The sequence below is a fragment of the Dactylosporangium sp. NPDC049140 genome (assembly GCF_040648435.1).
The window spans coordinates 93,496-110,818 of the sequence record NZ_JBEZDS010000042.1 but is presented as its reverse complement, the minus strand read 5'-3'; the positions used below and the strand labels follow the sequence as shown (position 1 = coordinate 110,818).

Genomic DNA, 17,323 nt, shown 5'->3' with positions numbered 1-17,323 from the left:
CCCTCCACGAGCTCGCGCCGCCCGGCGTAGTCGAAGCGCAGCACCTCGCGCGCGCGGACCGCGGTGCCGATCGTGAGCAGGTGCTCGGCGTCGCGACCCGGCCGGCGCGCCCCGGCCTCAGGCGCCGAAGCGGTTGTGCTGCGTGTTGTGGTCGCCGATCTGTACGCCCTGCGCCCCGGTCAGGTGCACGACGAACCGCCCGGCCCGGGCCCCGTCGGCGTCGACCAGCGCCATGAGCCGCTGCGCCGCCTCCAGGACCGCGGGGTCGGCGAGGGCGCCGCTGCCGCGCAGGCCCACGGCCACCGGCTCGCGCCAGGTCCGGGGATCGCGTTCGTACTGCGCCAGCGCGAGCTGCGCCGGCCCGCGCCCGCTCAGGCGGGCCGCCACGAGCCGCTTCAGCGCGCGGTACGCGTCCGTGACCGCACCGCCCGTGAGGTCTGCCGCGCCCGCGGCGAGCGCGCCGAGGACGAGTGCCAATGGGTCCATGCTGCGCCTCCCGCGTCGGGTCGGGCCATCATGGCAGCCGAACGGCCCGCGGCGGCACCCGCCGGTGGCGTCCGTTCGCTGGCTGTCCGGCCCATCGACTCCGGCTGCGGTCCTGACCATGCTGGGAGGCGATGGACGGCCCGCCCCTCACCGACTCGTACTACCTCCCGTTCGCCAAGGGTGTGGCGGTCGGCTCGCACAACACCGTCAACAACTACGGGGTCGACCCGGCGGAGCTGTACCGCCGCCTGCACGAGTGGGAGCGCTCGCGGCGGGTGTACGTCGTGGGGCCGCCCGGGTGGTGGGAGGCGGCCGGCGAGGTGTGCCGCCGCGTCGGGCTCGAGCCCGTCCCGGACATGCCCGACCTGCCCGTGGCCGAGCGCCGGCGCCTCGCCGCGACCTGCGGCCTGGTCGTGCTGCTGCCCGGCGGCGGCGCGCCCGAAGACTGGGCCCGGGAGCTGCCCGGCGTGCTGGTGCTGCCGCCGGCGACGGAGGCGGACTCGCTGCGCCGGGGCCTGTTCTCGGTGCTGCTCGACGCGCGGGTCAGGAGCGTGCCGCCGCCCGCGGACCTGGCCGCGCTCACCATGCCCCAGCCGCCGGCCCTCTGCGCCCGGCCGCGCTACGTCGGCAACACCCCGTTCACCGGCCGGGCCCAGCACCTGCGGACGCTCGACGCGTGGGCCCGCGACCGGCAGCGCCCGGTGCTCGTCGTCGAGGCGATCGGCGGCACCGGCAAGAGCGCGCTGACGTGGGAGTGGACGCGCGGCCACGACGGCACGAACCGGTTCGCGGGACGGTTCTGGTGGAGCTTCTACGGCGGCTCGGCGTCCATCACCCAGTTCCTGCGGGAGCTGTACTGCTACCTGACCCGCACGCCGATGCGCGAGATCGAACGCCTCGACGGCAGCACGCTCATCCGGGAGGTCATGGCGCACCTCAGCGACCGCCCGTACCTGGTGGTGCTCGACGGGTTCGAGCGGCTGCTGCACGCCTACCACCGCTTCGACCCGTCGAAGCTGCGCGACGACGAGGTCGAGCCGGACAAGCGGGGCCTCATCGAGCCGCTGGCCGATACGTTCGTCCGGGAGCTCATCGAGGCCACCCCGTCGAAGGTGCTCATCAGCAGCCGCCTCATGCCGGCGGCCCTGGAACGCCGGTTCGACTTCGTCAACCCGGTCCAGCGCATCAAGCTGCCCGGACTCGACGACGACGAGGTCGTGCGCCTGCTGCAACGGCTGCAGGTGCGAGCGACCCCGCCGGAGTCCACCGCCTTCTTCGGGCCGCTGGGCAACCACCCGCTGCTCATCGCGCTGATCGCCGCGCTCGTGCGGGACTTCCGCCCGGCGCCCGGCGACTTCGATCGCTGGCTGGTCGACCCGGCGGGCGGCCGGGCCTTCACGGTCAGGGACTCGCGCCTGACCCAGCGGCAGAGCCACATCCTGGAGGTCGCGTTCGCGGGGCTCCCGGCGCCCAGCCGCGAGCTGCTCGGCCTGATCTCGGTGTTCACCAGCGAGGTGGCCTGGGCGACGCTCGACGCGATAAACCCGTTCCGCCGCCGCGGCGGGGTTGCGCCGGAGCTCGACGCGCGGGTCGCGCTCGACGCCGCCCTGCACGACCTGGAGCAGCGCGGCCTGCTGTGGTGGGACCGCCCGTCGAACTCCTACGACCTGCACCCGCTGATCCGCGCGTACGCCCACGACCAGCTCGACCGCAAGGACCGGGTCCGCGCCAACGAGGAGGTCGGCAAGTACTTCCAGGCCCTGCCGCCGGAGAACACCGGCCGGGCGGCGAGCGTGGACGACCTGCACCGGACGATCGCCATCTTCGTCGCGCTCGTCGGCGCCGAACGCCACCAGGAGGCCGAGGGCGTCTGGCGTGAGCTGAGCGAGCCGCTCACCAAACGACTCGGCGCCTACACGACGGTGACCGAGCTGCTCGCCCCGATGGCCGAGGCCGGTTCGCCGCGCCTGCGCAACGACCTGTCGCTCGCGTACTCGATGACGGGCCGGTACGCCGAGGCGATCGCGCTCGTCGCCGGCGACCTGGACAGCGCGCTGCGGTGGGCGCGGGTCGGCACGATCATCGACTGCCTCTCCGCGCTGCGCCGCTTCTACTACACGACCGGGCAGCTGCTGGCCGCGAACCGCTGCCTGGACCTGCGGCGGCAGGTCGCCGCGCTGTTCAAGGTCGAGCAGCAGTACGGCGACACCGTCGAGTCGGCCCGCTTCGAGCTCGACAGCGGCCGGCTCGACCAGGCCCGGGCGATGCTGCAGCGGGCCGACCGGCTCCGCCGGAGGGCGCGCGAGTCGTGGAGCCACACGACGGCGCGGTACCTCCTGCTGTACATCCGGCTGCTCGAAGGCAAGCTGGACCCGGCCGAGCTCGAGCCGGTCGGCGACTGGGACGAGCGCCTCGGCCTGCTCAACCTCCGCTGGGAGTACTTCGCCCGGGTGGGCGACTGGCCGGCCGTGCTCGACGCGGCGGAGCAGATGGAGCGGCTCGTCCGCGACGCCGGCGGGGAGTCGACGCCGGCGTTGCAGGCGCTGCCGCTGGCCGGCCTCGGCCGGCCGGACGACGCCCGCCGGGCCATCGCCGAGTCGGTGGAGCGCCTCCCGCGGATGCACCCGGCGCATCTGCCGCACAATCCGCTGGCCCGCGCCTACGGCGCCCTCGGCGAGCGGGACGAGGCCGTCGCGCACGCGCGCGAGGCCTACCGGCTCGCCTGGGCGGACGGGCCGCCGCACTGGCGGTACTGGGAGCTGCGCGACCTGGAGCACCTCTTCGCCTGGCTGGGCGAGCCGGTGCCGCGGCTGCCGCCCACGCACCCGGGGCGGATCGAGGTCCCGCACCAGGAGCTGGTCATCAAGTTCCTGGACCTCAACGCCGACCGGCGCAGATAGGCGGGCTACGGCGTGAGGCGCTCGCTGAGCCAGGCGAGGGCGAGCGGGTAGCGGTACTCGATCCCTCCGTGGCCGGCGTCGAAGAGCTCGAAGTACAACTGCGGCGGTTTGACGCCCGCGGCCAGGACCTTGTCGAGGAACGCGGACGCGCCGAGGTCGAGGTAGTACTCGTCGCGCTTGCCGGCGTCGATCCAGACGCCGCGCAGGGAGCGCAGGGCCTCGGCGTAGCGCTCCTGGCCGGCCATGACGACGGGGTCGCGGTCGAGCCAGCGCTGCCACACGTCCGGGATCACCGCGCCGTTGGCGTCGAACGGGAGGTGGACGGTGCCGTCGTCGTCGGCGGAGTAGGCGGCGGCGTACGCGTACATCTCCAGCAGCTCGATGTCGCCGTCGCGCGGGGTGGTGCGCTGGCGGAACTCGGCCAGGAACTGCTTGTAGGAGCCGCCGAAGTGGTCGCGCAGCTGGCGTGCGCGGCGGGGGAAGTCGGCGCGGTGGCAGACGTCGAAGAGCGCGTCGCCGGCGTGGGTGGCCAGCGCGCCGAACACGTCGGGGCGCAGCATGGCGGTCACCATCGCGCCGTAGCCGCCGCTGGACTTGCCGCTGATGCCCCGGTGCTCGCGCGCGGCGAGGGTGCGGAAGCGCTCGTCCACGAACGGCACGACCTCGTCGCAGAGATAGGTGTGGTACCTCCCCGTCGCCGGCGAGTCCAGGAACTGGCTCCCGCCGAGGGACGTCCACGCGTCGAAGAGCACCACGATCGCCGGCGGCGCCTCCCCGCGGGCGAACATCGCGTCGGCGAGCTCCGGGTACGGCTGCCGGAACGGGACACGGTTCCACCACATGGCGATGTGCCCGGTGTACCCCTGCGCGACGTAGATCGCCGGGTAACGCCGCGACCCGTCCTCGTCGTAGCCCGGCGGGAGGTATACCTGGATCGGCCGCTCGTGCGGGTCCCCGAGCGCGTTGCCACGCAGGACGGCGCTGTCGACGACGAGCTCCTCGAAGCGGCCGGCGAGCGGCGCGGACCAGGGCAGCATGCGGTACCTCCAGTGTGGTCTCCGCCCCGAAGGTACCCGTGGCCGGAATGACCGCGCGGGTCAATCGCCCGCCGAGCCGCGGTCAGGCGGCGCCGAAGGAGGCCCAGTCGACGAGGCGGCCGTCGAAGTCGCCGCCGTCCTTGAGGATGTTCGCCACGCCGTCGCGCAGGGGGGCGCTCATCTCGCGCAGCTGGGTCGCGACCAGGGGCTGGAACATCGTCGGCTGCAGGTGCCACCACCACGCCACGAGGTACTCCGGGCCGTAGCGCGACGGGGCGCCGAGCAGTTCGCGCCACTCGGCGCGCAGCGTCGGGTACTCCCGCGGCAGCCGCTCCAGCACGCCGAACCAGTTGCCCCAGCTGACCACCATGAACAGGCGCAGGCGGTCGCGGGCCCAGCGGCGGGCGGCGTCGTTGCCGGGCGCGCCCGCGTCGTGCAGGACGCCGCCGAGGTACTCCTCGACGACCACTGCCGCGCCGGTGACGTCGATCGTCCCCCGGCGGTGGATGGCGTCGCGGAGGACGGCGAGTTCGGGTTCGGGCACGGCGTCATTGTGTGCAGGCGCGCATCCGGCATTGCACCGCCGTTCGGACGCCGCATTCCGGGTGCTGTGTTTCGCGCTGCGCTCCGCGTTGGGGGAGCTGTGTTTCGCGCTGCGCTCCGCGTTGGGGGAGCTCCGCTCCACCCAAACCCCCTCCCACACGTGGGTCGCCGTCCGGGGGCGGAAGGGGCCGGGTTCGTTCGGCTCGAGGCCTTCACGGACCGCACCGGGCCTTCACGGACCGCACCGGGCCTTCGGGCCGTGCCGGGCCTTCGGGCCGTGCCGGGCCTTCGGGCCGTGCCGGGCCTTCGGCGGGCATCGATCCGGCCCTCGTTTATGCCCGGCTTTACCGCTATTTGTCGAAGCGCTTAGACGTGAATATTTCAGTCTGTGTGCTTGATTAAGCCGCAGGTCAGGGCCCGTTTCACCGGGCATCGACGGGCATCGTATTTGGGTGGGTCGACGGCGGCGCGTGACGATCCCGGTCCCGGGCGAGCCAGCCGTCCGGCGACCCCCGTACCCGGAGGAACATCCACATGAGCCTGCTCAAACGCCTGCCGCGCCGCCGCACCCTCGGGGTGGCCGGCGCCGTCGGGGCCCTCGTGGCCGGCGGCCTGGTCCTGTCGCCGATGATGAACGCTTCGGCCGCCGCCGGCTGCCGCGTCACGTACACCACCAACCAGTGGCCCGGCGGCTTCACCGCCAACGTCGGCATCACCAACCTGGGCGACCAGATCAGCTCCTGGACCCTCGGCTGGACGTTCGCCGACGCCGGGCAGAAGGTCGGTCAGGGCTGGTCCGCGACGTACTCCCAGAGCGGCTCGGCCGTCACCGCCAAGAGCCTCGACTACAACGGCAGCCTCGCCAGCGGCGCCTCGACGAGCATCGGGTTCAACGGTACGTGGACCGGCTCCAACCTGAACCCGGCCTCGTTCACGCTCAACGGTGTCACCTGCACCGGCTCGGTGAGCACCCCGACGCCGACGACGCAGTCCCCGAGCCCGTCCAAGTCGCCCAGCACGAGCCCGTCGGCGTCGCGATCGCCGAGCACCAGCCCGTCGCCGAGCCAGAGCACCCCGACGGGCACCACGCCGCTGGCCATCAACGGGCAGCTGCACGTGTGCGGCGTGAACCTGTGCAACCAGTACAACAAGGCCATCCAGCTGCGCGGCATGAGCACGCACGGCATCCAGTGGTTCGCGTCGTGCATCAACGGCTCCTCGCTGGACGCGCTCGCCAACGACTGGAAGGCCGACCTGCTGCGCATCGCCATGTACGTGCAGGAGCAGGGCTACGAGACGAACCCGTCGGGCTTCACCGCCCAGGTCAACAACTACGTGGACCTGGCCGAGGCGCGCGGCATGTACGCGATCATCGACTTCCACACCCTGACGCCGGGCGACCCGAACTACAACCTCGACCGGGCCAAGACCTTCTTCGCCTCCGTGGCCCAGCGCAACGCGAACAAGAAGAACGTCATCTACGAGATCGCCAACGAGCCCAACGGCGTGAGCTGGCAGGGCATCAAGAGCTACGCCGAGCAGGTCATCCCGGTGATCCGGGCGGCCGATCCGGACGCGGTGGTCATCGTCGGCACCCGCGGCTGGTCCTCGCTTGGCGTGTCGGACGGCTCGAGCGAGACCGAGATCGTGAACAACCCGGTCAACGCCACGAACATCATGTACACGTTCCACTTCTACGCGGCCTCGCACAAGGACAACTACCGGTCCACCGTGGCCCGGGCCGCGAAGCTGCTGCCGCTGTTCGTCACCGAGTTCGGCACCGTCAGCGCCACCGGCGGCGGCGCGATCGACCTGGCCAGCACCACCACCTGGCTCGACCTGCTCGACCAGAACAAGATCAGCTACGCGAACTGGACGTACTCCGACGCGAACGAGAGCAGCGCGGCGTTCAAGCCGGGCACCTGCGCGGCCGGCTCGTACACCAACGCGAACTCGCTGAGCGAGTCGGGCACGTACCTGCGCAACCGCATCCGCACCGCGGACAACTTCCCGACCGGCTGACCCTCCACCGCGATCAGGCGGTCCCCAGCGCCGGCTCCACCGACCGGCGCTGGGGCCGCTCGCGGCGCGAGATGCGCAGCCAGACGAGGAAGCCCCAGATCACGAAGCCCGCGTAGACGGCGTACAGCACCGCCGACGGGTAGTAGCGGAAATGCAGCAGCTCCGGCACGCCGACGAGGTCGACGGCGATCCAGCACAGCCAGAAGTCGACCCAGCCGCGGGCCATCGCGTACGTCGCCGCGATGGAGCCGACGAAGATCCAGGAGTCGGCGAGGTAGTACCACCACGGCACGGGGAAGCCCGCCCCGACGGCCCGGAACACGTAGAAGCACGCGACCAGGGCGACCGCCGCGCCGGCCCCGAGCACGAGCCGTTCCCCGGGCGATGCCCATCGCGGGTGTACCGCGGGCCCGCCGCCCGAGTGCCGCGACTGCCGCCAGCGCCACCAGCCGTACACGCTGGTGACCACGAAGAAGACCTGGCGCGCGGCCTGGCCGTACAGCGGCGTCGTCGCCTGCTCCGCCCCGGCCGCCGTGCCGACGAAGACGGTGAACAGCAGCACGTTGCCGACGATCCCCACGGGCCACGCCCACACGCTGCGGCGCAGCCCGAAGAGCGCGGACGCGAGCCCGAAGGCGTTGCCCACGATCTCGCGGTAGCTGATCGACTGCCCGGCGGTGACCTGCCAGTGCGCGTCGTAGAAGCGGCTGATCCAGTGCACCAGCCGGACGGTACAACTTCTGCGTTGCCATCGGTAACCCCGCGATCGGTAACCCTTTGCCCGAATTATGCGTTTTATGGGTGTGTGGTAGCCGCGCCTCGCCGCCGCGATCGTCCTGCCCGTCCTCGCCACGCCACTCGCCGCCCCGGCCGCCGCCGCGAGCCGGCCCGACACCATCACGCGGTTCGCCGGCACCGCCGGCCTCGCCCAACTGGCCGCGGACGCCGGCGGAGGCCTGGTCGGGGCCGATCCGGGCGGCGACCGGGTGGTGCGGATCGCGCCCGACGGCGCCGTGACGGTCGTGGCCGGCGGCCCGGAGGCGGGGCTCGATCGGCCCGAGGGGTCGCGGTCGGCGGCGACGGCACGGTGTACGTCAGCGACGCGCGTCACTGTGTCGCGAGCATCACGCCGGGCGGGCGCCCGCGGATCGTGGCCCGGCGGGGCGTCGCCGGCAGCGCCATCCTGCCGGCCGTCCCGGGCCGGGCGCTGCTGCCGGTGACCTGGGCCGACGTCGCCGGGATCGCCGGGGCCGGACTGCTCGCGGTGCTGCTCGGCGTGTGCCTGGTCGCAATCGCGGCGGTGGCCCGGCGCGGGATGGAACGGGATGGAACGCGGCTTTAGCGGAGTCCGGTCAGCCCCCTGACCCCGGCACGGCGGCCCGCGTGTGTACCTTGCCCGCCTCGATGTCCGGCCGGCGGGGATCGCGAGATCGGAGCCGCCGGTGGCCCGTCCGGTTCGGTCGGTTCAGGGTCACCGGCATTTACTACCGATTTGCCGGGTTGCTCACCCGATGCGGGCCTTGATGAGGTCGGCGAGCTCCTCGGTGGCTCGGTGGCAGGCGCCGGAGTACCGCGTGAACTGCGGGAACCCGTGCGTCAGGTCGGGGTTGTGCACGTAGGTGACGTTGTTGCCGGCCGCGGCGAGCTTGCGGGCGTAGGCGTGGCCGACGTCGCGCAGCGGGTCGAAGCCGTTCGTGACCAGGATCGTGTCCGGCAGGTCCGCGTGCGAGGGCGCGTACATCGGCGTGACGTACGGGTCGCGGGCGTCGTCGGTGTTCTTGAGCAGGTTGCGGACCATCTCGTAGATGCCGTTCGTCTCCAGGTACAGCCCGCTGCGGTTCTCGCTGCCGGCGGTGGTGTCGCCGGGGAAGGCCGCCTCCGGGAACAGCGGCACCTGCAGCGCCAGCCGCGGCCCGCCCTCGTCGCGCAGCTTCAGCGCGACGACGCACGTCATGTTGCCGCCGGCCGAGTCGCCGCCCAGCGCGATCTTCGCCGGATCGACGCCCTGCGCGGCCGCGTTGTCGAAGAGCCAGCGCACCGTGTACTCGATCTCGTCGATCTGCACCGGGTACTTCGCCTCGGGCGCCAGCTGGTAGTCCACGACGTAGGTGGCGATCCCGGCCCGCTCGGCGATGATGCGCATCGCCGTCTCGAACTCGTCCAGCGTGCCGTAGGTGAAGCCGCCGCCGTGGACGTAGACGAGGGCGCCGATCGGGTCGCTGGCCGGCCGCGTCGGCGTGTGCCGGCGGACGGTGAGCGACCCGTGCGGCCCGGGCAGCACGAGCGTCTCGACGGTGCCGATCGGCGGCCAGGGCCCCTCGCCGAGCACGGCGTGGTCGCGGCGGCCCTGGGCGACCGGCACGTCGGCACCGAGCGTGGGACCGGACGGCAGCCACGCGGCCAGCTCCGGGTCGAGTTTGCCCCGCCCCACCGTCGGCGGAATCGTGGTTCGGTCGTACACCGGCATGACTCCTCCTGATGCCTCGGCAACGGTTGCCGGGGAGGATGCCCGGCGGACGGTCCTTATCCGGCCGCCGCGAGTGAAAAGCGAGTGACGGGGCCGCCGGACGTCTCGCGGTGCGAAAGCCGGTCCAGCAGGCGGAGAGACCGGAGATCTCGGCGCAGGCGGGCGCGCCGCCGTTCCTGTTCGGATCCGACATCACGGTATCTTGGGGTCCGGTACCCGATGCCCGTTCAGGAGGTGTGCATGACTGCCGAGATGGTCGCGCCGGCCTGGATGCATGAGCAGGTTACGGCCGAGCAATACGCGTTGTGGACAGAAGAGCAATGTGCGGGTGTCGAGATCGTGGATGGGATGGTCCTGGCGGGTCCGAGCGCGTCCAAGCGGCACAACCGCCTGGCCAGGCTTCTGGCGAATGCCTTGGACGTTGCCGCTGGGCCGGATTGGAATGCTGACACGGACTTCGATGTCCGGCTGCAGGACGTGCCGCTGAATAACCGTCGCCCCGACGTGACGGTCTACCGGGCGGAGACCATCGATGTCACGCCGACCCGGCCCGAGCATGTGCTACTGGTGGTCGAGGTGGTTTCTCCCGGCTCGGAGACGACCGACCGGATCGTCAAGGCCGACCAGTACGCGAAGGCCGGCATTCAGTTCTATTGGCGGGTTGAACATGCAGCCACTGGTGCACCGCTGCTGTACACGTACCTCCTTGACCCGGCGACCCGGCGCTACCGCGAGGGTGAAATCTTCACGGCTGTCGTGAAGCTGACCGTGCCCTTCGTGTTCGAGATCGACCTCAGCCGACTCTGACCGGTCCGACCCTGCCTCGCCGGGCAGCCGCCTCCGTCCACCGCCCCACGGGCGCCAGAATCACCTTGGCGACGTCCTCGTTACACGCGCCCCCAACGCGGATCTTGGCGTCTGGGTGGTTGCTCGGCGTCACCGACTCGCGCTGAACGCGCTGATCTGCTCGTGCATCAGCGTTTGCCGATCGGGCGCGTTCCGGGGCTGGTCGAGGCCGGGCGCAGGATCAGCACGCCGATGATGGCGCAGAAGGCCGTGCCTGTTCGTGCCCGAGCGCGCGGGCGAAGATTTTGAGGGGGTGTGGGTGGAGCGAAGCTCGCCCACCGCGAGCGGCAGCGAGCCAGGAATTCAGCTGGGGTGTGGGTGGAGCGAAGCTCGCCCACCGCGAGCGGCAGCGAGCTGGAAATACAGCTCAGGGCATCGCCCGCTGCAGCGTTATCTGGCCGTACCAGGTGCGCGCGTAAACCGACACGCGCTCGGCGAACCCCTCCGGCCCGTCGCGTACCTCGAGCAGGTTGTGCACGCTGCCCAGGGTGGAGCGGGCGTCGACGTGCGCGGCCGTGCCCGCCGCTATGCCCACCTCGATCGAGCCGCGCGCGGTGCTCGCACGGACCTGGCCCCGGGCCACCTCGCCGATCCGGATCGAGCCGTTCGCGGTCTTGGCGCTCACGTCGCCCGCCGCGCGCAGTACCGTGATGCCGCCGTTCGCGGTGGCCACCTCGACGTCGGCCGCGCAGTCCTGCAGGCGCACGCTCGACGTCGCGCCCTGCACGTCGGCGACCCCGTCGACGCGGCCGGCCACCACGTCGGAGCCGGACGTCGAGACCTTGAGCGCGCCGACGTGCTCGAGGTGGATCGGTCCGGAGACGGTACTGAACCGGCAGGCGCCCAGCTCGCCCTCGGTGCGGATGTCGGCCCGGACGGTCCGCACCTCCAGGCTCGAGCCCCGCGGCACCTCCAGCGCCACGTCGATGCCACCGCCCGGACGCAGGATCGCCCGGTGCGGCGCCTTCACCGTGAGCGCGCCCGCGGCGTGGTCGACGGTCGTCTGCTCGGCCGCGTTCACCGCCGACGCGCTCGGGCCGGCGGGCAGCACGGCGACGACGGTGTCGGACCGGTCCGACGCGACCACGCGCACCCGGCCGGTGTCGAGCACCACGGTCACCGCGACCGGGCCGGCGGTGGCGAAAGTTCTCATTGGCGCCATGATGGCGCCATCGTACATTGGTTCAGATCGGGCGGTTCCTTGCCGATAGAGGTTCGTGTCCCGGTTCGGTGTCGTCGCCGCCGTCGGTGCGTGTCTGCTCGGCGCCGCACCCGACGAGGAGCGGATGCTGCAGTACCTCATGTCGGAACTCGAGCCCGAGCTGGCCGACGAGGCCATGTACCGGGCCAAGCAGCGCCCGGGGCACATCGCCTTCAGCGACGACCTCCGCGATGCGGCCTTCGCCGGGGTGGCCCCGCAGTCGGCTTCCTGACGCGAGGCGGCCGGCCGGGCTCCCGCGTGCGTGGCCTCGGTCACACGCATCCGCAGGGGAGCCGTCATGGTGCTGGAAGAGCCGCCGGTCGTGCGGCAGATCAGGGAGTCCGTCATCGGGGACGGGATCGGCGTCCCCGGGCCGTTCGGGGTCCGCCCGCTCGTCTACGCCGACCACACCGCCTCCGGGCGGGTGCTCGGGTTCGTCGAGGACCACATCCGCGAGCACGTCATGCCGTGGTACGCCAACACGCACACGGAGGCGAGCGCCACCGGGCGGCGGACCACCGAGCTGCGCGAGCTGGCGCGCCGGGCCGTCCACGCGGCGGTCGGGGCCGGCGACGACCAGGTCGTGATCTTCACCGGGTCCGGCTCGACCGCCGCGATCGACAAGCTCGTGCGCATCCTCGCGCAGGGCTGGCAACGGCCGCTGGTGCTCGTCGGGCCCTACGAGCACCACTCCAACGAGCTGCTGTGGCGCGAATCCGGGGCCGAGGTGATCCGCGTCGACCCGGAGGGGCTCGAGGAGGTCCTGCACCGCAACCGGGGGCGCGGCATCGTCGGCGCGTTCTCGGCGGGGTCCAACGTCACCGGCCGGAAGACCGATGTCGACCGGGTCACCGAGCTGCTGCACCGGCACGGGGCGATCGCCTGCTGGGACTACGCCGCCGCCGGGCCGCACGTCGAGATCGGCGCCGCCCGCCACGACGCCGTCTTCCTGTCCCCGCACAAGTTCCCCGGCGGCCCGGGCACGCCCGGCGTGCTCGTCGTGCGCAAGGACCTGCTGCGCAACGCGGTCCCGACGGTCCCGGGCGGCGGCACGGTGGTCTACGTGCACCCCGGCGGGCGGCACTACATCGACGACCCGGCGCACCGAGAGGAGGGCGGCACCCCCGCGATCATCGAGTCGATCCGGGCCGGCCTGGTCATGAACCTGCACCGCACCGTCGGGCTCGAGGTGATCCGCCGCCGCGAGGACGACTACGTGCGCCGGGCGCTCGAGTCGTGGTCCCGCGACCCGGCGCTGCGGATCCTGGGCGACGCGGGGCCGGACCGGCTGCCGATCGTGTCGTTCACCGTGCCCGGGCTGCACCACAACCTCGTCGTCACCCTGCTCAGCGACCTGTTCGGGGTCCAGGCGCGCGGCGGCTGCTCGTGCGCCGGCCCGTACGGCCACGACCTGCTCGGCATCGGCCCGCGCGAGGCGGAGCGGCTCGCCGGGCAGGCGGTCGCCGGGCGGCTCGGGGTGAAACCGGGGTGGGCGCGGGTGAGCTTCGCGTACTACCTCTCCGAGGACCAGTTCCGGTACATCGTCGACGCGGTTCACCTCGTCGCCGAGTACGGTCCGCAGGTACAACGGGAATACCGCTTCGATGAGCGGACCGCAATGTGGTGGCACGGTGACGGTACGAAGTTGCGCCAGGCGGGCACCATGGACCTCGTGAGCAGCGGTGGTTGACCCGTTACGGCGAGAGGACCCGCGCCGCCTCGGGCCGTACCAGTTGCTGGGGCGGCTCGGCGCCGGCGGCATGGGCCAGGTCTTCCTGGGCCGGGACGCGTCCGGGGCGGCCGCCGCGGTCAAGACGCTGCACCTCGGCGCCGGCTACGACGACGAGCTCGTCGAGCGGTTCCGGCGCGAGGTCGAGCTGGCCGCGAAGATCCGCTCCGAGCACACAGCCCGGCTGCTCGACGCCGACCCGGCCGGGGCGCCGCCCTGGCTGGCCACCGAGTACCTCCCCGGGATCACCCTCGCGGAGGCGGAGGAGCTGACCGGGGCGCTGCCCGAGGAACTGGTCCGGCGCCTCGGCGCGGCGCTCGCCGACGGGCTGGCCGCGATCCACAACGCGCGGGTCGTGCACCGCGACCTCAAGCCGAGCAACGTGCTCGTGCTCCAGGACCAGATCAAGATCATCGACTTCGGGATCGCCCGGCCGGACGACGCCCCGCGGCTCACCGCCTCGCAGTACTTCCACGGCACGGTCGGCTACATCGCCCCCGAGCGGTTCGCGGGCAAGGCCGGTACCCCGGCCTCGGACGTGTTCGCCCTCGCCGCCGTCCTGGTGCGCGCCGCGACCGGCCGCCTGCCCTTCGACGGCGCCAACATGGCCGAGTACCTCTACGCCGTGCACTACAGCGCGCCCAACCTCGTCGGCGTCCCGGCCGGCATGACCTGGACGCTGCGCAAGTGCCTGGAGGCGGCCCCCGAGGACCGGCCCACGGCGCGCCAGGTCCGCGAGCGCCTCGCCGCCGGCCTGAAAAACCCGACCGGCCCGTGGCTGCCCGCGCCGGTCCTGGCCGCGATCGAAGGCCGCCGCAAGGCCGCCGACGGCCTGCTCCGGCTGGGCCGGAACCGTCCATGGCGGGCCGGGCACGCCATGTCCCGCGGGGAGATCGTGGCGAAGGGCGACACCGTGGTGGTGAGCGCCGACGACGGCGTCCACGCGCTGGAGGCCGGCGACGGCACCGAGCGCTGGCGGCACCCGGAGCCCACGATCCCCGGCTGCCGGCCGGTCTACGCCGGGGAGACGCTCATCAGTGCGACACCGAGACGCACGATCGCGATCGACCTGCGCACCGGGGAGGAGCGGTGGAGCGTCCCGGTCGCCGCGCACGGTGAGCCGGTCTACACGAACGGACACGTTCACGTGCTCGGGCCGGGCAAGCGCAACCTCGTCGCCGTCGACGCGGCCACGGGGGAGGAGGCCTGGCGCACCGCGGCCGCGGCGCTGCGCCCGGTGCCGGTCCCGGGCGGGGTCGCCATCGTGCAGGGGCGCATGGTCCGGGAGCGGCGCGGCGACGGTACCGACGGCTGGGCCCACGGCGAGCTGGGCGCCCCCGCCGGAGCCCTGGCCGTCGCGGGGGACCTCGTGCTGGTCCGGGCCGGCGACGAGCTGCTCGGCCTCGGCGTGCACGACGGCGTGGGCCGATTCCGGAAGAAGGGGCTGCCCCCGCGGGTCGTGCCGGCCGCGACCGCCGAGATCGTGGTGCAGCCCGCGGGCGGCGAGCTGCTCGGCCTCGACCCGGCCGACGGGGCGCTACGCTGGCGGCTGCCCGGCGACGGGGTGCCGCACGCGGTGCCCGGCGCCGTCTTCGTCGCCGAGCCCGGCGGGCTGACCGCGCTCGGCCCCGACGGGGAGATCCGCTGGAAGGTGCCGGGCGTCGCCGTGTGGCCGGGCGTGCACGCGACCCGGACACTGGTGTACGTGGTCGACGCCGGCGTGCTGCGCGCCTACTCGCGCCACGACGGCACCACCCGCTGGTCCGCGCCGGACATCGTCGTCACCCGCGCGCCGGTCGCCGGCGACGGTGTCCTGTACGTCGACAACGGATACACCTTGTTCGCCATCAACGCCGACGACGGGGAGCGACTGCCCACATGACGGTGCACATCGAGTTCGACCCGGACCGGCGGTTCACGGACCAGTTCGAGCTGCAGTGGGGCCGCCTGACCGACACCGGCGAGCGGGTGCTGCGCCGCACCGCCCGCACCGCCGACGCCCAGCGGCTCGTCCACGCCGAGGTCCACGCCGGCAAGCAGCTCGACGCGCTGCCCGGCACCTCGTACCCGGCGCAGGTGTGCCGGGTCGTCGAGTTCGAGCTCAACGGGCCGGACCCGCACGTCACCAGCACGTACCGCGGCGTGCCGGTGGCCGGGCAGCCCGGCGCGCCGCTGCCCGAGACGCTGCTGACGATCTTCGGCGACCTGCTCGTGGCGATCCAGACCCTGGCCAAGGCCGGGCTCACCCACGGCACGATCATGCCGGAGTTCGTGCTGTGGGACGGCACCCACGCCCAGCTGGTCAACCTCGGCGAGACGGTCGCGGTCGGGGAGCCGGCCCGGGCCGCCCTCGACCCGCAGTGGCAGCCGCCGCCGGGCCCGGACGGGCTGCGGCTGGCGACCGAGGCCCACGACGTGTACCAGGCCGGCATGGTCGTGTTCTGCATCGCCCTGCAGCGCGGGCCGGCCGCGGCCGCCGCCGTGCGCGAGGAGCTCGGGCGGCTCGCCGGCTCGGCCCTGTCCGGGCTGCTCGAGGGCGTCTTCGCCGACGACCCGCGGGACCGCCCCGACGCCCACGAGCTGCTGCGGCGCGTCGAGGACGCCCGCTACGAGCCGGTCTGGCAGAGCACCGACCCGTCCGACGCCACCACCGCAACGATCAAGATCCCGCAGCAGTACTCCCCGCAGCCCACGGCCACAGCGCCCGCCGTCGCCCGGGCGGCCGTGCCGCTCAGTCCGGCCCGCGACGAGTTCCGGCGGCTCGTGGACGCGAAGCGGCAGTACCGCGAGCAGCGCGGCGCCCCCCAGCAGGTCGCCTGGCGCTTCGCCCGCGGCCTCGTCGACGTGCTGTGGTACAGCCGCGACGAGCTGAGCAGCAAGATCATCATGGGCGTGCTCACGCTCGTGGTGGTGGGCCTGCCCCTCCTGCTGGTCATCCTTGTCGTCACCAACCTGGGAGGGTCCAAGTGAACCTCGCGAGCCCGAGCCGCCTGCTCGGCCGCGTGCTCTGCCCGATCTGCCTGCAGTGGATCCACTGGAGCAAGGCGCAGCGGGTCGAGGTCGACGTGGAGACCCAGCAGCACCGGCCGTTCCGCCCCCGCGGCGCCGACGAGACCAGGGAGGCCTTCGCCGAGCGGCGCCTGGGCGCCCAGCGCTCCTGCACGCTCATGCGCGACGGCATGGCCACCACGCACTACCTGCCCGACCGCTACGGCGACTACGGCGACCCGATCGTCATCGGCCTGGTCGGCCACCGCGCCGCCGGCAAGACGCTGCTGCTGGCCGCGATGGTCGAGGCGCTGCGCAACAACCTGGAGCTCGCCGACCTCGGGCTGCGCGTCGAGCGCCTCGACGAGGCCATCGAGCACAACTACATGACCAGGTACGTGGAGCCGTTCTGCCACCGGCGCGAGCAGCTGCCGCTGACCCAGATCAGCCCGATCGCGTTCAGCTATGTGGCCAAGGTGTACAGCGCCCACGCCCGCCGCGACTTCGCCGTCGCGTTCTTCGACGTCGCCGGCGAGCAGCTGCGCCGGCGCCGCTCCGGCGACCGGTTCCTCGACACGTCGTTCCTGTCCGCGGTCAACGCGCTCATCTTCGTCGTCGACCCGGAGAAGGCGCTGCCCTCGGCGCTCGGCGAGCCCGCGACCGTCTACGGCGACCCGGCGTTCAACGCCGTCATGGACCGCCTGGTCGAGGTGCGGGGGGAGAAGGCCACGCAGTTCCTGCCGATCCCGGCGGCGATGGTCGTGGCCAAGTCCGACCTGCTCGCCGCCCGCCGGCCCGAGGTCGCCCGCTGGCTCGGCCGCGACGACAACGCGCGGCTGAACACCGTCGCCGAGGAGAGCGAGGAGGTGTACGAGTTCCTCGCCACCAACGGCGCCGAGCGCTTCCTGCCGCCGGTCAACCGGGTCAGCGACGTGAGCCTGCACTACGCCTCCGCGGCCGGCGTCGCGCCCGTCGACGGGCACTTCCCGGCCGAGGGTTTCGGCCCGCGCCGGGTGCTGCGCCCGCTGCTGTCCCTGTTCGCGATGACCGGCGTCCTCGACCGGGCAGTTCTGGGAAATTGACGATCCGGAAAGGGATGGAATC

15 protein-coding genes are annotated in these 17,323 nt (G+C 72.8%); 9 read left to right on the top strand and 6 right to left on the bottom strand.

Annotated features, from left to right (window positions below; all coding sequences use genetic code 11):
• Window positions 1–117: 117 nt before the first annotated feature.
• On the bottom strand, window positions 118–486 hold the full coding sequence (locus AB0B76_RS44070) for a hypothetical protein (protein ID WP_360387380.1): 369 nt from the start codon (window positions 484–486) through the stop codon (window positions 118–120).
• A gap of 131 nt (window positions 487–617) precedes the next feature.
• On the opposite strand from AB0B76_RS44070, the gene AB0B76_RS44065 reads away from it, so the two are divergent.
• Entirely contained in the window at window positions 618–3,386 is a 2,769-nt protein-coding gene (locus tag AB0B76_RS44065) for a hypothetical protein (RefSeq protein ID WP_360387377.1), read from the top strand.
• A gap of 5 nt (window positions 3,387–3,391) precedes the next feature.
• Here the strand turns inward: AB0B76_RS44065 and AB0B76_RS44060 are convergent, their stop codons facing one another.
• Both AB0B76_RS44060 and AB0B76_RS44055 read right to left on the bottom strand, forming a co-directional pair.
• The gene (locus AB0B76_RS44060) at window positions 3,392–4,423 is read right to left on the bottom strand and encodes an alpha/beta hydrolase-fold protein (protein WP_360387374.1); all 1,032 of its coding nucleotides are present in this window, start codon (window positions 4,421–4,423) and stop codon (window positions 3,392–3,394) included.
• An 82-nt stretch (window positions 4,424–4,505) separates the two neighbouring features.
• Entirely contained in the window at window positions 4,506–4,967 is a 462-nt protein-coding gene (locus AB0B76_RS44055) for a hypothetical protein (protein WP_360387371.1), read from the bottom strand.
• A gap of 533 nt (window positions 4,968–5,500) precedes the next feature.
• Between AB0B76_RS44055 and AB0B76_RS44050 the strand changes: the two genes are divergently transcribed.
• A complete protein-coding gene (locus AB0B76_RS44050) occupies window positions 5,501–6,988 on the top strand; it encodes a cellulase family glycosylhydrolase (RefSeq protein ID WP_360387368.1) in 1,488 nt (495 codons plus the stop codon).
• Between the two features lie 13 nt (window positions 6,989–7,001).
• On the opposite strand, the gene AB0B76_RS44045 is transcribed toward AB0B76_RS44050, so the two are convergent.
• The gene (locus AB0B76_RS44045) at window positions 7,002–7,709 is read right to left on the bottom strand and encodes a nicotinamide mononucleotide transporter family protein (protein ID WP_360387365.1); all 708 of its coding nucleotides are present in this window, start codon (window positions 7,707–7,709) and stop codon (window positions 7,002–7,004) included.
• Window positions 7,710–8,075: 366 nt separating this feature from the next.
• On the opposite strand from AB0B76_RS44045, the gene AB0B76_RS44040 reads away from it, so the two are divergent.
• On the top strand, window positions 8,076–8,330 hold the full coding sequence (locus tag AB0B76_RS44040) for a hypothetical protein (RefSeq protein ID WP_360387362.1): 255 nt from the start codon (window positions 8,076–8,078) through the stop codon (window positions 8,328–8,330).
• 162 nt (window positions 8,331–8,492) lie between these two features.
• Here the strand turns inward: AB0B76_RS44040 and AB0B76_RS44035 are convergent, their stop codons facing one another.
• On the bottom strand, window positions 8,493–9,455 hold the full coding sequence (locus AB0B76_RS44035) for an alpha/beta hydrolase (protein WP_360387359.1): 963 nt from the start codon (window positions 9,453–9,455) through the stop codon (window positions 8,493–8,495).
• Window positions 9,456–9,695: 240 nt separating this feature from the next.
• On the opposite strand from AB0B76_RS44035, the gene AB0B76_RS44030 reads away from it, so the two are divergent.
• Entirely contained in the window at window positions 9,696–10,262 is a 567-nt protein-coding gene (locus AB0B76_RS44030) for a Uma2 family endonuclease (RefSeq protein WP_360387356.1), read from the top strand.
• A 406-nt stretch (window positions 10,263–10,668) separates the two neighbouring features.
• On the opposite strand, the gene AB0B76_RS44025 is transcribed toward AB0B76_RS44030, so the two are convergent.
• Window positions 10,669–11,454: a DUF4097 family beta strand repeat-containing protein gene (locus tag AB0B76_RS44025; RefSeq protein WP_360387353.1), complete on the bottom strand. Its 786-nt coding sequence runs from the start codon at window positions 11,452–11,454 to the stop codon at window positions 10,669–10,671.
• A 64-nt stretch (window positions 11,455–11,518) separates the two neighbouring features.
• On the opposite strand from AB0B76_RS44025, the gene AB0B76_RS44020 reads away from it, so the two are divergent.
• From AB0B76_RS44020 to AB0B76_RS44000, 5 genes are all read left to right on the top strand, one after another.
• Window positions 11,519–11,734: a hypothetical protein gene (locus tag AB0B76_RS44020; RefSeq protein WP_360387350.1), complete on the top strand. Its 216-nt coding sequence runs from the start codon at window positions 11,519–11,521 to the stop codon at window positions 11,732–11,734.
• Between the two features lie 66 nt (window positions 11,735–11,800).
• Window positions 11,801–13,192, top strand: a complete 1,392-nt coding sequence (locus AB0B76_RS44015; RefSeq protein WP_360387348.1) for an aminotransferase class V-fold PLP-dependent enzyme — start codon at window positions 11,801–11,803, stop codon at window positions 13,190–13,192.
• Entirely contained in the window at window positions 13,185–15,113 is a 1,929-nt protein-coding gene (locus tag AB0B76_RS44010) for a PQQ-binding-like beta-propeller repeat protein (RefSeq protein WP_360387345.1), read from the top strand. Before AB0B76_RS44015 ends, AB0B76_RS44010 begins: the two co-directional genes overlap by 8 nt.
• Window positions 15,110–16,201 (top strand): hypothetical protein, encoded by a 1,092-nt coding sequence (locus AB0B76_RS44005; RefSeq protein ID WP_360387343.1) that lies wholly within the window; start codon window positions 15,110–15,112, stop codon window positions 16,199–16,201. Before AB0B76_RS44010 ends, AB0B76_RS44005 begins: the two co-directional genes overlap by 4 nt.
• A complete protein-coding gene (locus AB0B76_RS44000) occupies window positions 16,198–17,301 on the top strand; it encodes a hypothetical protein (RefSeq protein ID WP_360387340.1) in 1,104 nt (367 codons plus the stop codon). Before AB0B76_RS44005 ends, AB0B76_RS44000 begins: the two co-directional genes overlap by 4 nt.
• Window positions 17,302–17,323: the final 22 nt, after the last annotated feature.

What these genes read in the sequence shown, in the direction of transcription:
- AB0B76_RS44050 (WP_360387368.1), top strand. Translation starts at nt 5,501, where the DNA reads ATGAGCCTGCTCAAACGCCTGCCGCGCCGCCGCACCCTCGGGGTGGCC.
- AB0B76_RS44035 (WP_360387359.1), bottom strand. Translation starts at nt 9,455, where the DNA reads ATGCCGGTGTACGACCGAACCACGATTCCGCCGACGGTGGGGCGGGGC.
- AB0B76_RS44025 (WP_360387353.1), bottom strand. Translation starts at nt 11,454, where the DNA reads ATGAGAACTTTCGCCACCGCCGGCCCGGTCGCGGTGACCGTGGTGCTC.
- AB0B76_RS44060 (WP_360387374.1), bottom strand. Translation starts at nt 4,423, where the DNA reads ATGCTGCCCTGGTCCGCGCCGCTCGCCGGCCGCTTCGAGGAGCTCGTC.
- AB0B76_RS44065 (WP_360387377.1), top strand. Translation starts at nt 618, where the DNA reads ATGGACGGCCCGCCCCTCACCGACTCGTACTACCTCCCGTTCGCCAAG.
- AB0B76_RS44030 (WP_360387356.1), top strand. Translation starts at nt 9,696, where the DNA reads ATGACTGCCGAGATGGTCGCGCCGGCCTGGATGCATGAGCAGGTTACG.
- AB0B76_RS44015 (WP_360387348.1), top strand. Translation starts at nt 11,801, where the DNA reads ATGGTGCTGGAAGAGCCGCCGGTCGTGCGGCAGATCAGGGAGTCCGTC.
- AB0B76_RS44005 (WP_360387343.1), top strand. Translation starts at nt 15,110, where the DNA reads ATGACGGTGCACATCGAGTTCGACCCGGACCGGCGGTTCACGGACCAG.
- AB0B76_RS44070 (WP_360387380.1), bottom strand. Translation starts at nt 486, where the DNA reads ATGGACCCATTGGCACTCGTCCTCGGCGCGCTCGCCGCGGGCGCGGCA.